Source organism: Mucilaginibacter sp. JRF (genome assembly GCF_015223065.1).
Classification (GTDB): domain Bacteria; phylum Bacteroidota; class Bacteroidia; order Sphingobacteriales; family Sphingobacteriaceae; genus Mucilaginibacter.
Map to the genome: position 1 here is coordinate 14,304 of NZ_JADFBY010000001.1, position 14,168 is coordinate 28,471.

At 47.0% G+C, this 14,168-nt stretch carries 11 protein-coding genes and 2 tRNA genes; 6 read left to right on the top strand and 7 right to left on the bottom strand.

Annotated elements, in window-relative coordinates; genetic code table 11:
* The first annotated feature begins 223 nt into the window (after positions 1–223).
* The 3 genes from IM792_RS00060 (at position 224) to IM792_RS00070 (ending at position 3,977) form a co-directional block, all read left to right on the top strand.
* Positions 224–793 (top strand): thermonuclease family protein, encoded by a 570-nt coding sequence (locus tag IM792_RS00060; RefSeq protein WP_194099644.1) that lies wholly within the window; start codon positions 224–226, stop codon positions 791–793.
* Positions 780–3,218: a penicillin acylase family protein gene (locus IM792_RS00065; protein ID WP_194099645.1), complete on the top strand. Its 2,439-nt coding sequence runs from the start codon at positions 780–782 to the stop codon at positions 3,216–3,218. The genes IM792_RS00060 and IM792_RS00065 overlap by 14 nt, the downstream gene beginning before the upstream one ends.
* Positions 3,219–3,299: 81 nt before the next feature.
* Positions 3,300–3,977 carry an outer membrane lipoprotein carrier protein LolA gene (locus tag IM792_RS00070; protein ID WP_194099646.1) on the top strand — a complete coding sequence of 226 codons (678 nt, stop codon included), beginning with the start codon at positions 3,300–3,302 and terminating at the stop codon, positions 3,975–3,977.
* Between the two features lie 61 nt (positions 3,978–4,038).
* Here IM792_RS00070 and IM792_RS00075 read toward each other — a convergent pair whose 3' ends face one another.
* From IM792_RS00075 to IM792_RS00090, 4 genes are all read right to left on the bottom strand, one after another.
* Positions 4,039–4,518, bottom strand: a complete 480-nt coding sequence (locus IM792_RS00075) for a DUF4625 domain-containing protein (RefSeq protein ID WP_194099647.1) — start codon at positions 4,516–4,518, stop codon at positions 4,039–4,041.
* An 85-nt stretch (positions 4,519–4,603) separates the two neighbouring features.
* Positions 4,604–5,314 carry a DUF4625 domain-containing protein gene (locus IM792_RS00080; RefSeq protein ID WP_194099648.1) on the bottom strand — a complete coding sequence of 237 codons (711 nt, stop codon included), beginning with the start codon at positions 5,312–5,314 and terminating at the stop codon, positions 4,604–4,606.
* A gap of 38 nt (positions 5,315–5,352) precedes the next feature.
* Positions 5,353–7,794, bottom strand: a complete 2,442-nt coding sequence (locus IM792_RS00085) for a TonB-dependent receptor (RefSeq protein WP_228084862.1) — start codon at positions 7,792–7,794, stop codon at positions 5,353–5,355.
* Positions 7,795–8,021: 227 nt separating this feature from the next.
* Positions 8,022–8,372 carry a hypothetical protein gene (locus tag IM792_RS00090; protein ID WP_194099649.1) on the bottom strand — a complete coding sequence of 117 codons (351 nt, stop codon included), beginning with the start codon at positions 8,370–8,372 and terminating at the stop codon, positions 8,022–8,024.
* 424 nt (positions 8,373–8,796) lie between these two features.
* Here IM792_RS00090 and IM792_RS00095 point away from each other — a divergent pair, with 424 nt between their 5' ends.
* From IM792_RS00095 to IM792_RS00105, 3 genes are all read left to right on the top strand, one after another.
* A complete protein-coding gene (locus IM792_RS00095; RefSeq protein ID WP_194099650.1) occupies positions 8,797–9,960 on the top strand; it encodes a TlpA disulfide reductase family protein in 1,164 nt (387 codons plus the stop codon).
* Positions 9,961–9,968: 8 nt separating this feature from the next.
* A tRNA-Cys gene (locus tag IM792_RS00100) sits at positions 9,969–10,041 on the top strand.
* Between the two features lie 373 nt (positions 10,042–10,414).
* Entirely contained in the window at positions 10,415–11,659 is a 1,245-nt protein-coding gene (locus IM792_RS00105) for a putative sulfate exporter family transporter (RefSeq protein ID WP_194099651.1), read from the top strand.
* 65 nt (positions 11,660–11,724) lie between these two features.
* Here IM792_RS00105 and IM792_RS00110 read toward each other — a convergent pair.
* The 3 genes from IM792_RS00110 to IM792_RS00120 all read right to left on the bottom strand — a co-directional run bounded on the left by IM792_RS00110 (position 11,725) and on the right by IM792_RS00120 (position 13,855).
* A tRNA-Cys gene (locus IM792_RS00110) sits at positions 11,725–11,796 on the bottom strand.
* A gap of 19 nt (positions 11,797–11,815) precedes the next feature.
* On the bottom strand, positions 11,816–12,379 hold the full coding sequence (locus tag IM792_RS00115) for a carbonic anhydrase (protein ID WP_194099652.1): 564 nt from the start codon (positions 12,377–12,379) through the stop codon (positions 11,816–11,818).
* 27 nt (positions 12,380–12,406) lie between these two features.
* A complete protein-coding gene (locus tag IM792_RS00120) occupies positions 12,407–13,855 on the bottom strand; it encodes an alpha/beta hydrolase (protein WP_194099653.1) in 1,449 nt (482 codons plus the stop codon).
* Positions 13,856–14,168: the final 313 nt, after the last annotated feature.

Genomic DNA, 14,168 nt, shown 5'->3' on the forward strand with positions numbered 1-14,168 from the left:
AGATTGGGGGTATTTTGTATCGCATCGCTAAGATATGTTTTTTGAATGATTCGTGTGTTTACTCCCACGTTTCAAACCCTAAAAGAAAACTCACTACTCACCATCAAATACTAAACACTAACCATTCACTGCTCACTATTCATCACTCACCATTAACCGCTCACTAATCTCCAACCAGCAATCTCTAATCACTATTCACTACCTTAGCCCCCCTTTAAATGCTATGAAAAAGATACGCCTGCTCATCATATTCTGCCTGGTAGCCCTTGCCGGTTGCGACCCTATGCCCGAAGATACCTACAAGGTTATCAAGATAAAGGATGGAGATACCATTGAGATATTAAGCCGAGATATGCAAAATATAACCGTGCGCCTTGCGGGTATTGACTGCCCCGAGAAGGCCCAGGACTTTGGCACCGCGGCCAGGCAATACACGGCGCAACTATGCTTTGGCCAAAATGTTACGCTTAATGGCAGCGATAAGGACCGTTACGGGCGTACGGTAGCCTATGTAATACTGCCCGATGGCCGCAACCTGAACCATGAGTTGGTAAGAAATGGTTACGCGTGGGAGTATAAAGCCTACTCGAAAGACCCTGAGCTGGCCGGGCTTGAACAATATGCCCGTGAAAACCGTTTAGGTTTATGGCAGGATGAAAACCCGGTTGAACCGTGGAACTTTCGCCGTAACAGATCAAAGAACAAAAACAAAAAACCGCGTAAAAAGCGTAGGCATAAACAGGAAGTAGTATCTTTAGTTAGCCTTTACAACATACCTGATGCAGTTTTTTAAAGCTTTACTTTCACTCGCTGTAACCGTTGGCCTGCTATGGGCGCTGCAAACTAATTTTGGCGATATTCCGCCGGTGGGTAATTTGCTTAACCCGGTAAGCGGTTTTTGGCAAAATGCCGAGAGCCGTACCGAGATAGGCAATGATGAGCTGAGTCTGCCCGGCCTTACCGATGAGGTAACCATTAAGTTTGATGAGCGCCGCATACCGCACATCTTCGCTAAAAACAGCCACGACCTGTATTATGCGCAGGGCTACATCACCGCGCGCGACAGACTGTGGCAAATGGATATCCAAACCCGCAGCGCGGCCGGCCGGTTATCAGAAGTTGTGGGGGATAAGGCCCTGGAGCGCGACCGTACCGCACGCCGCATGGGTATGGCCTACGGTGCCGAAAATACGCTCAAATGCATCATGAAGGATAGCGTAATGAGCAAGGTGATCAACGCTTACACCGAAGGCATTAACGCTCACATAGCCGGTTTAAAAGAAAAGGATTACCCCCTTGAGTTTAAGCTGATGGGCTACAAACCCGAACCCTGGAAACCTATTAACTGCGCTTTTTTATTAAAGCTGATGTCGCAAACCTTAGCGGGTGGGTCTGATCAGTTTGCCATGACCAACACATTACAGCTTTTTGGTGCCGATGTAATGCGTGAACTGTTCCCCGACAGGCCGGTGCACGATGAACCCATCATCCCCGCGGGTACAAAATGGAACTTTAAACCGCTTACCGTACCGCAGCCCTCAAAAAGCTTTGTAGCGCAAATTAATGCCGCCGCAAAACCGCAGCAAAAGGTAGAAGGCATTGGCAGTAACAACTGGGCTATCAGCGGCAGTAAATCGGCCAATGGTTATCCTATTCTGGCTAATGATCCGCACCTGAACCTGACCTTTCCCTCCATTTGGTACCAAATACAAATGAGCGCGCCGGGGGTAAATGTTTACGGCGTATCATTACCGGGAGCGCCCTGTGTGGTTATCGGCTTTAACAATAAGGTGAGCTGGGGTGTAACCAATGTTGATGCCGCCGTGCTGGATTGGTATCAGATAAAATTTCGTGATGCTAAAAAGACCGAATACTGGTACAAAAACCGCTGGAATAAAGTAACCCGCCGCATTGAGGAAATAGCCGTTAAAGGCAAACCCACCATTTACGATACCGTTTTATACACCCACCACGGCCCGGTAGTTTATGAAAGTGCCGATAAAAAGAACAAGCAGGCGCCGGAATATATCCCCGTAGGTAATGCGCTGCGGTGGATAGCGCATGATGAGTCGGACGAGTTCAAGACCTTTTACCTGCTTAACCGCGCCGCTAATTATGCCGATTACCGTAAGGCCTTGCAATACTACTCGGCACCGGCGCAGAACTTTATTTTTGCTGATGTTAACAAGGATATCGCCATAACACCTAATGGCAAAATTCCGCTTAAGTATGCCGAGCAGGGCAAATACATTATGGATGGCAGCGATGCCGGGAACGATTGGCATGGCTTTATTCCTTATACCCATAATCCAACGGTTAAAAACCCGCCGCGTGGTTTTGTAAGCTCGGCAAACCAGTTCAGTACCGATAAAACTTACCCGTATTATATGAACTGGCAGTTTGGCGGTTACGAGCGTGGCAAGCGCATTAATGATAGGTTGGGGGTTATGCAAAAGGCCACCGTTGATAGTTTGCGCCTGCTACAGTTGGATGATTACAGCATAGTGGCGCAGGATGTATTGGGTAGCATGCTAACCTACCTGGATACTACCAAGCTGGATGACGCCCAGATGGAAGCCTACCAAATACTGAAACAATGGGACAGGCATTACGCCGTAAACTCGGCAGGGCCAAGCATTTTTGATGGCTGGTGGCGCAAGTTCATGGCCCTGACCTGGAACGATCAGTTTAACAACCGCGAGATTCCCTTACGCACACCCAACCGCGATATTACCGAGCAGTTGCTCATCAAACAACCCCAATCAAAATGGTTTGATAATGAGCGTACCCCGGTTGTTGAAACCGCTGCCGATGTAGTTAACCGGGCCTTTATACTTACTGTTGATGATTTGGTGCGCCTGCATGGTAAGCCGGGCAAAAGCTGGACAAGGGCGCAGGTTAAACCGTTTGAGGTAGCACACCTTGCCGGGCTGGATGGCCTTGGCTCGGGCAATTTTGCAACACCGGGCACGGGTTTAACCGTTAATGCCCTGGTTGACGGGCACGGCCCATCATGGCGAATGGTGGTGCAAACCGGGCCGCAGGTAAAGGGCTATGGTATTATTCCGGGTGGGCAATCGGGTAACCCGGGGAGTTATTATTATGACGATATGCTGGCCACCTGGAAAGCCGGTAAACTGGATGAACTGCTATTCCTGCTCTCACCGCGCGAACCATCAAAACGCATTAAGGCCGAACTGAAGCTAACCGTTAAGTAATTAAACCATCGACACAATAATCACTCTAAAAGCTAAAACCCCTAAGGCAAATTTGTGTTAGGGTATAACTAAAATATATACATGAAAAAACTGATCGTACTTGCATTGCTTATCACCGGCCAGGTTTATGGCGCTTTTGCCCAAAAGGATGGCGATGCTAAAGTTATATTAAACGAATTGAGCAAGAAATACCGCTCGTACTCATCCATAAAAACAGATTTTGTATTAACCGTTGATAACAAGCAAGCCGGAGTGATGAATACACAAACCGGTACACTGGTATCAAAAATACAAGGCAATAAATTCAGGGTGAGTTTATACCAAACCAACGGAAAGAAACAGGTTATTGATCAGGAGATCATCAGCGATGGTAAAACCCAGTGGAGCTATATGGTTGATGAAAAAGAGGTACAGGTAAATGATGCAGGCCAGGGCGATGATGCCTTTAACCCCGCGCAAATATTTACCATTTACGAGAAAGGCTATAAATATGTATACAACGGCCTGCAAAAGCAGGGCGGTAAAATCTACCAGGTTATTGATTTGACCCCCGAAGCCGAAAAAAGCCAGTTCTTCAAGATCAGGCTGATGATAGACAAAGTTAAAAAGCAGATATATAATGTGCTGGTGTTTGATCGCAATGGCTCACGCTACAACTATACCCTCAAAACCACCACACCCAACGCCCCTGTTGCCGATGCTTATTTTAGCTTCGACCCTAAAAAATATCCCGGTGTTGAGGTGGTTGATCTGCGGTAGTAAATAATAACGATATAAAGTAAATCGCCTTATAGCATAATGTTATAAGGCGATTTGCTTTTTACTGAATTTTTATGCTGATGCCTTTAAGCGTTTGCCAGCCCTCCTTATCGGTAAGGCGTATCAGGAAATGATAATCGCCGGGGTCAACATCGGCAGGTACGGCAATGGTTTGGTTGATCTCCACTTCCTTTGAGCCCCCGGCAATCGGGAAGCTGCGGATAAGCAGGTATGGGTTTACCGGTGTTTTTACAGCCTCCATCTGGCACTCCTCAACCTCGGTACTGTGGCTGTGGTGGTCAAAGTTGTTATGTATATCCACACTTACCGATCCCAGCTGTATGTTATCGCTCAACTTAGCCCGAAAGGTAAAGCTCTCGCCACGTTTAACCACACCACACTGCTGCGGGAACGCGTTACTTGCCGACAGATCGATCACCGGGTATTCGGTATCAACCTGTTCATCATTGTTTTTGCTGCAACCTGCCGCGAGCGCTATCACCGTTAAAAGGCAGGTCGTGTGTTTTATAAAATTCCTCATTGGGTTATAAAGCAATTAAGGGCAGGCCAATTTTGGCCCGCCCGTGGTTTTAAAATTATATGTTAATATTTAAGGCTGATGCAGATCAGGGTTTGTCAAAATGTTCTTCAAACTCGATCTCCTTACCCGCCTGGTCAACCACTTTCAGGTGCACATGGTAATGACCGGCAGGTGCTGCGGCAACATCAACGTGCTTGTGCAGGTTGTAGGTAGTTTGGCCAACCATGGCGGCATCGGTATAAACCACCTCTTTTTCAAAACCATTGCCATGTACCTCAACCGCTATTTGCGCTATTTTATTAGGCGCGTTAACGGTAGCCTCTACATGCAAGTCGTTACCATAACCAACCTCAAACCCGGTTACTGATGGCAGGGTAGGGTCAGCTTCAACGCTTAGTTCAAACTCAGCTTCGGTAACGCGGCCGTTTTGGTCGGTTACTTTCAGGTGGCCGTGGTAGTGGCCGGTTGCAGCATCGGCAGGTACATCAATATGCTCATGGAATTCGGTGTTCTTGGTGCCCGCGTAGCCATCGGTATAGGTGGTGTTCACCTCCCAGCCGCTGCCGGTTTCGGGGTGAATCTCCAATACAATGTCCTTAACATTACCGGGCGCGGTTACCTGTGCCTCAATGTGCAGGTCGTTACCCGGGTGGGCAATCAGGTTGTTACCGCTGCCAACTTCCAAACCTTCAATGGTTGGCGCGCCAGCAGGAGTTTCGTCATTGTCCTTTGAGCAGGCCGAGAACAGAGTTACACCTGCAAGCAGCAGGCAGATCAATTGTTTTGTTGTTTTCATGTTTTACGTTATTAATAAATTGGGTGAATAAATGCTTGTTAAATATTTGAGCCGGTACCGAACGGTATCTTTACCGACAGGATGATGTTGCGCCCGGCTTCGGGCAGTTGAATAAGCCTGTAAAAACTGGTGTGGTTGAGGTAGCGCGTGTTAAACACGTTTTGCACTTGCAGGCTTACCGTTAGCGGCCTTTTGTTAAAGCGCAGTTTGGTACCGGCCTGAATGTTCCATACCTGGTAACCCGGGGTTTTCAGCTCGGGTGGTACGATGTTGTTTTGCGCGCCGGTAATGCTGTAATCAACCGAGAAGTAGGTATGCTTCAACCTATCAATATGATGCGGCTCATAAGTAAGATTAAGCAATACCGATGGCGGCGGAGAAAAGGGCAGGGTATAACCCTTTTTATCGCCCGATAGTTGCCTGGAATACAGATACTCCGCTAATATCTCCGAGCTTAGCTCCTGCGTAAACAGGTAGCGCATTTGCAACTCGCCGCCGTAGCGGGCAACACGGCTTTGGGCATATACAAATACCTGGTTGCCCGCGCCGTAATAATAATCGTGCTCGGCAGTGGGGTTGAGATAGATGTAGTTAGGGAAATAATTATAAAACGGGCTCAGCTGTACCGAGAACTTTTCGGTGTCCCAACCCAGTGTTATATCCGCTTGGTACGATTGCTCGGCATCCAGCGCCGGGTTACCACGCTCGTAACTAAAGTAATGGTAGTTAACGCCATTGGCCGCCAGTTCCTTGGCTATCGGCATCCTGAAACTTTTGCCAATGTTTGCTTTCAGGCTAAAGTGCCCCTCGGGTGTGTAGTTTACCCCGGCCGACCACACCAGGCTGTTAAAGCTGCGGGTAAGCGCATTGGCACGGGTAAGTTTTTCGCCCTCGGTTTCAAACCAATCCGTATAGCTTGATGTGCTTAATTGGCTATGATCATACCTTAAAGCGCCATGCAGCAAAACCTCATCATTCAGCCTGAATTTATCGTACACAAAGGCCCCGGCGGTGGTTTGATCAAACTTTGGAACCAAAAAGCCCCAGCCGCCAATGTTGTTATCCTGATGTTCGCCGTTAATGCCAAAGGTGAGTTCATGATCGCCAAACTGAACCTGATCGCGCAGGTTGAGCGAGTATACCCGTTTGTCAAACTCCCTTTCCAGGTCAGCCGAAACACGCATACTATCAGGATAAACCGCCGGCATGTAGCCGTGGTTAACGTACTGGCTAAACTCCTGCCTAAAATTGTGCTGATACCCCACCTCGGCCTGTAGCAAGTGTTTGCCTGCCTGGTACTGGCTGCGGTTAATCAACTTAAAGTGGTTAACCTCCTGGCTGGGCAACTGTATATCACGGCTCGATCTATCGTGCAGCAAAGTATCAACCCAGCGTGGCTCCAAACCGTGCGCGTTGGCAAAAAAGCCGCTGCGGGTATAAACGTTTGATACATAGAATATAGAGCGGAACTTCTCGCCAACATAACCGGTATTAAAATGCAGCCCTGTTTCGCGGCCCGCGGTGTTGCGTAGCTGGTTATCGCGTAGTTTAACGGCATAATCGTACACGTAAACCCTGTCGGTAGGTACGGTGTAGTCGCCGTAGTTTTGGTAGGTAAAGCGCGAATCGAAAAACCATTTTTGCTTGCGGCCATACAGGTTTACCGAGGTGCCGAACAGGTTATTGTTGGTTTTGCCGATCATATCAACCGTGCCGCCTAAAGAGTTAGGCGTAGGCGGAGGAACAGGCTTCACGTCGATAACCCCGGCAATAGCATCCGAGCCGTAGATGAACGATGCCGCGCCCTTTACCAGTTCAACCTCATTGGCCGCGAACTGGTCAAGTTCCAGGCCGTGATCGGCGCCCCATTGCTGGCCTTCGTGCTTTACGCCCTTATCAACTACCACCACACGATTAAAACCAAGCCCACGTATAAGCGGCTTTGATTGCCCCGAACCTATACCGATGGTTTTAACCCCCGGCAGGCGCGACATGGTAGCCATTAAACTACCACCCAGATTGCGCTGTATAAAATCGGCATTAACTACCTCCACATTTAGCGATTCGGTTTGCTTGCGCTGCGCGGCATACCTGTCTTGCACCATTACCTCCTCCAACTCATGGTTTTGCGGGTGGAGTACAATGGTTATGGTTAAGGGTTCACTGCTTATTTTAACCGACTTTTTTTCGGTTTTAAAACCGATGCTGGATACCAGCAACTGATAGCTCCCTGCTTCGGGAGCGGTAAGGCTGAAGTACCCGGCAGAGTCGGTAATGGTAGATTGCCCGGTGCTTTTCAGTTGCACAACGGCGGCAGGCAGGGCTTGCCCGGCGTGGTCGGTAACCCGGCCGTTTACCCGGTAATTTTGCGCGAATGCCTGCTGGCAAAGCAGTACAATGCCAACAATGAGAGTGCCGCTAATGGTCAGCGCTTTACGCAGCCTGTTAAACCAGCCGGCAGGATGGTTGCTTGGTATCAAAACTATAAATGGAATTGTTATGCCCGTAAAGGCATGATTATTAATTAATTGAGATTGAATACAATGAATTAATTACTCTCCCGGATGCAGAATGCCCGGGCACGGATAGAAAAGCGAACGAAAGGTAAATTGTTGAATGTTAGTTTATTACGAATTTATTATATGCGCGTAAAAGCATATCAATACAAAGCAATAAATAAACAGCAATTAAAATTTACAGCGAACGCTTAGCAGTAAAATGCAGGAGGACCCTTATTGGTAAAGCCCTGTAAGGTGAATTTGTAGGTACCGGCAAAGCTTTTGCTCAGTAAAGTAACGGCTTTGGTAACCGGAATACCCATAACCGGTGGATAGCTCAGGTGAGCATGGTTGGTTTGCTTGTGCACAATGTAATCGCACACGGCACATTTCTCGGATGAGTAAACGTATTCCGTATCGTCGTCATTATCGGCAAGCGATGGGTAAGTGTGTTTGTGGAATGCCTGTACAGCAGTGATGGCCATAAAAACAAACGCCATAAGCAGTGATACCATTACGGCCCACTTTTTTGATGGCTTGTTTATTTTTCTTTTCATCATCGCAGCAAAAATGTTGTTTTATTATGAGAGTATCAATTGTTAGTTTAAAAAGTTACATGATGAAATAGGAGAGAGGCTTGTTATATCCTCATTGTCAATAGGTTTTATATTATAGTTTTTATGTCGAAACCTAATATCTTCCGCATGGTTAAAATTATCGGCTTGAATTTAAATTCAAAATTATTTTATTGATAATCAGTGCTATATAATGATGTTTGTTGATTTAATAAAATATACTACTAAAACTATAGATATTATAGTATATTTGCACTGTTCAATCAAAACGAATAATGGAAACGCCTCATTTAACTTTATTAGCTGCAACACATCGCTTACCTAAAGCCTATTTTTATTGTTGTTGTTGATGCCTGTTTAAAAATCAGATCATCCGGTTAAATATCCATTAATTTATTCATCAATCATCATGAAAACATATACGCTTATAGCGCTGGGCATTGCATTGCCCGGAGTTTTGTTAGCTCAGCAAGCAAATTATAGTATAAAAGGTAATATATCAGGGTTTAAAGGCACCGGCAAAGCCTATTTGCAATACCGTACCGATGCCGGTAACATAACCGATTCGGCTACTGTACAGCAAGGCAGCTTCGCCTTTAAGGGTAGTTTGCCCGAGGCAGTTAAGGCCTCGCTTATAGTAACACGTGAAGGGGAGAATTACCAGCAGCAACGCAATGCCGATAGGATTCAGTTCTACCTCGAAAACGGCAATATCAACCTTAAAGCTGCCGACTCTGTAGCTAAAGCCACTGTTGAAGCCGGGCAGATCAACAAGGACAATACCGAACTAACCGCTTTATTAAAACCTTATAACGACAGGCTGCGCGCCGAGTACAGGGCTTATAGTAGTCTGCCTAAACACCAGCAAACCAGCCAGGCCGAGGCCGAGCTTGACAGCCGTGTGGAGGCTATTGAGGCCGAGCAAAAATTAGTGCTGTCGCCATTCATCAAAAAGCACACAAATTCATTGGTTGGTTTAGATGCCCTTAAAACCTATGGCGGTTACTTTCCCGAGGCGGGCGATGTTGAGCCATTGTACGCTGGTTTTTCAAAAGCGATAAAGAATACTAAGGCGGGCGCCCAATACCAAAAATGGCTTGATGGCTGGAAAAAAACGGCCGTTGGCGCTACCGCTCCGCAATTTTCACAAGCCGATAAGGATGGCAAACCCATCGCGCTGGCATCATTTAAAGGCAAATATGTGCTGGTTGATTTTTGGGCATCGTGGTGCGGCCCTTGCCGTAACGAAAACCCGAACGTGGTGAAGGCCTATAACCAGTATAAGGATAAGAATTTTACTATCCTCGGTGTATCGCTGGATAGCAAGAAGGAGGCCTGGCTAAAGGCCGTTGAAGATGATCACCTGGAATGGACGCAGGTATCTGACCTGAAATACTGGAAGAACGAAGCTGCTGAACTTTACGGCGTAAGGGCCATACCGCAAAACTTTTTGATAGGGCCTGATGGTAAAATAGTAGCTAAAAACCTCACCGGCGATAAGCTTTCGGCCAAGCTGGGTGAGATATATAATGCCGATAAAGGAACAACCACCGCAAGCACCGGGACAAAGTAATTTACAGCAGGTAGGGTGGCCGAGCGGTGAGGCGGAGGTCTGCAACACCTTTTACGACGGTTCGAATCCGTTCCCAACCTCTCTTAGCACAAGTGGTGGTTCTTTGTGCTGCTGAAGATGGCCCTGGCGCACCTGCGCCGGGCCTTACTTCAAAAAAAGATCTTAACTATTAACTGACTATTAATTCATCCGGCTGCTGCGATAGTACCCGGACAAAGGCTGGGCGGCCGGGCGGCAAACGCAGGTTTTAGGATACCTGCGTTAACGGTTCAACTCCGTACCCATGCCTCAAAACAGTGTTGGGGTGTAAAAAAACACTGTTGGAGCGACCGGATGCCATTCGGTCGCTTCTTTAATGTTTATCGGGATGCAAAAAATGATCACAACGTAAAATCAAAAACACAATTTATATTATCAAAAGATCTGTCGATCTTTCAACCACCAAAAAACAACTATGAACAAAAGCATTTTAACGGAAGACTGGACCGTAGTAGTACTGGGTTTTATTATCATCTTATTATCGTTAGGGGGCGTATTGCTTGCCGCCCCTGAGTTTAACTGGGCCACTGCCAATGACCTTACCACCAAGGTGCTTAGTGGCGCTAACCTGTTAAATATTGTAATTCAATTAATTTATGTGCTTGTTATAGCCGCTGTTGGCGCGGTGCTTACCGGTAAATCAGTTTCGGGAGTATTAAGGGTTTTTCCGGCGGTTTATTTGCTTACCATAGTGGCGCTTATAATAGCGGGTAGCAGCCAGGCAAAGGCGCTTAACCTGGAGGCGGTTATTTTTAGCTTGCTGATAGGTTTGCTGATAGGTAATTTTTTCAAGCTGCCGCAATGGTTTAAGGATGCGCTGGCATCTGAATTTTATGTGAAGATAGGCCTGGTATTGCTGGGCACAAGCATCATATTTTCGGATATATTAAAAGCCGGATCGCTGGGGCTTATACAGGCTTTGGTGGTAGTGGTATCGGTTTGGTACTTCTCGTACTGGGTATGTAAAAGGCTCAAGATAGATTCAGAACTCACCATGATGCTCTCGAGCGCGGTATCTATCTGTGGTGTATCAGCAGCCATAGCTACCTCAGGCGCCATTAAAGGTGACCCCAAAAAGCTGTCGCTGGTAATATCATTAGTGCTGATTACGGCCGTACCCATGATGGTTTTTATGCCTTACGTTGCTAAGGTATTAGGCCTGTCGCAAGAGGTTACGGGCGCATGGCTGGGTGGTAGTATTGATACAACGGGGGCGGTAGTGGCCTCGGGCAGCTTGGTTGGCGAAACAGCGTTAAAGATCAGCTCTATCGTAAAGTTTTCTCAAAACGTATTGCTGGGCATCGCGGCCTTTGCCATCTCCGTTTACTGGACGTATACCAAACACCCATCAGCGCAGGATGCTGATAGCAAGCCGACTTTAAAAGTTATTTGGGAGCGTTTCCCTAAATTCGTTATCGGCTTTATAGCGGCATCGTTGTTATTCTCATTCTTTGTATCGCCGGAGAAGGCAGGTTTTGTTAAAGGCACTTTAAAGAATTTGCAGGGCCTGTGGTTCGCGCTCGCCTTTACCAGCATCGGCCTCGAAACCAACTTCCGCGACCTGTTTAATCGCGAAAGCAAGAAACCAATTTACGCATTCCTGATAGCCCAGGGCTTTAACATTGTAGTTACACTGGTAATAGCGATGCTGTTATTCTGATAAACAAAATCTTTATAAACTAACAAAGGCAAGCTTAACCAAGCTTGCCTTTACTATTTATCACGAGGCGTGAGAACGGGATCGAACCGTTGTAGAGCGTTTTGCAGACGCCCGCCTAACCACTCGGCCACTCCGCCTTAATTTTTATTTACCGAGCTAACCGTTTACAGCGATAAGCTTGCCGGAGCGTACATCATATATATAACCATGTACCGGTATGGTTTTATTAACCAATGGGTGGGTTTTGATGCGTTTAACATCATCACGAACGCTTTGCTCAAGGTTTTTAAATGTTAAAAAGTTGATGTACCGGCCTTCGTCCGATCCGCCTTCTTTCTGCTGATTATGCCATCCTGAATCATCAACAGTGGCCGTACTCAAACTGGTTGATAGCAGATCCTGGATAATATCATTGGTAAATAGTTCCATACCGCAATCGGTATGATGAATAACAAACCACTCTTTAGTGCCCAGTAATTTATGCGATATAATGAGCGAGCGGATGGCATCATCACTCGCCCTGCCGCCCGCGTTGCGTATCACGTGGGCATCGCCCTCGGCCAGCCCTGCATATTTAGCAGGGTCTAACCGTGCATCCATACAGGTGAGTATGGCAAACTGCCGTGCGGGCGATAATGCAAGGTTGCCCTTGTCGCCGAAGTTTTTAGCATAGCCATCATTTGCGGCCAGTACTTGTTGTTGAATGTTGGTTGCTGACATAGGAATTGTTTTTTATAGGTAGATGTTTTAGATGTTCTTGTAAAATGCCTCGCTGTCTGTTTTAAACCGGGCGTTAACCGCATCATCAATATAAGGCATGTGACCTGATTGATAGTACTGTACATTAACACGATCGCTGTTCAGTGTTTTAACCGCGCTGCCTATGGTTGCCGCAGGCGTAGCCAGATCGTAATAACCGGCTACAATGTTCACCTTTAGCTGTTTATGCTTGTTAAGCAGATTTGTTAATGCAGGCAATACATTCAAATAGCCATCGCCGGTGCCGTAGTTCCAGTTGGCGGTGGCTGTGGTAGCCAGGTAGGGCAGGTTGTTATGATAGTTAAGCTCACCCTCAATATATTGCTTAAAGGCTTGCGGAAACACGGCCCTCAACTGCGCCGAACTTGGATCGGCCTGATCGGCATTGCCGCTTACCCGGGCATCAAAAATACCTACACGGTTATTACTTAACAGGCTTCGTGTAAACAGATGGTCGGGTATGCGGCCGTTGTATTGTTTTATGGTTGCATCGGGCAAACCGGTAAGGTAATGCAGGGTGTCGGCAATGGCTTGAGTTATAGTGCTACCGTTGTTTAAAAAGCGACTGTAGGTATTATTGCCAAACGCTGTGGCCTTGGTGTAAAGCTGATCGGCAGGCAGGTTTTGCCATTCGCCGTTTAGTTTGTTATGATACTTTGCCGCAAGCGCGTAGGCCGGTAAATAAAGCGGATATGGCGCGGTATTTTTATCGCGAAAGCTTACCAGCTTATAATCTAACGCGGGCGATATCAGGGTTAGTCCGGCTACGTCAATACGGTGCTCATCGGCAAGGTAAGTGGCTAAGCCTACCGCGCGTGCCCCGCCATAGCTTTCGCCGGTTAAATACAGCGGGCTTTGCTGCCTGTTATTGGCGGCAAGATATTGCTTAATAAAGTTGCCTATTATACGCACATCCTCATTATAACCATAAAAACGGGTCGCGTTGGTACCATCCACCGGGCGACTGTAGCCTGTGCCTACTGGATCAATAAAAACCAGATCGGTAAAGTTTAGCCAGGTATCCTGGTTGGGCTGGTAACCTGCCTTGCCCGGCACACTGCGCACCGGCCCGAACGCGCCCATGTGCAGCCATATAGATGATGAACCCGGCCCACCATTAAACACAAAGGTTACCGGGCGCTGAGCCTTGCTGTTATTTACCGAGTAGGCGGTGTAAAATATATTCGCTCCAAAACGGCCATCGGCAACTTGCAGGTAGCCCGCCTTTGAGGTATAGCTTATCTGCCTGCCTTTAACCGTAAGCGTATGGTTTGATGCAGTGGTTACAAGCGCCTGTGCACCGGCAGCGTTGGCAAATGTTATACTGCGTGATGCCGCGCCCCACGAACTGAAAATAGTTACCGCGGTTGATGCTAACAGCACAAGCGAAGCCAGGCGAAGAAGATATACGTGTAGACGGGAAGAAGAAGCGAACATGGAAAAATATCAATAAGTTGTAATGGAAAAATGCTGTTTTGGCAGATAGCCGGGGTGAGAATTAACAACAGCAACACATGACCCCTTTACAAAGAGGCATTCGCATTATTGAACCTATGATATATTGACTATTCATATCAGATGGAGCAAATGTAAGGGGCTGATCTGATAATTCAAAAAATATCTATAAAAAATATAGACTTTATGGGTTTTGTGAAGGTGCTGTGATAAATGGTTTTTAACTTCCGTCATCAATATTTTACGTTTGGGGTAGTGGTTTTAAGGGCGATAGCTGTATTTTAGGGCAATTAAA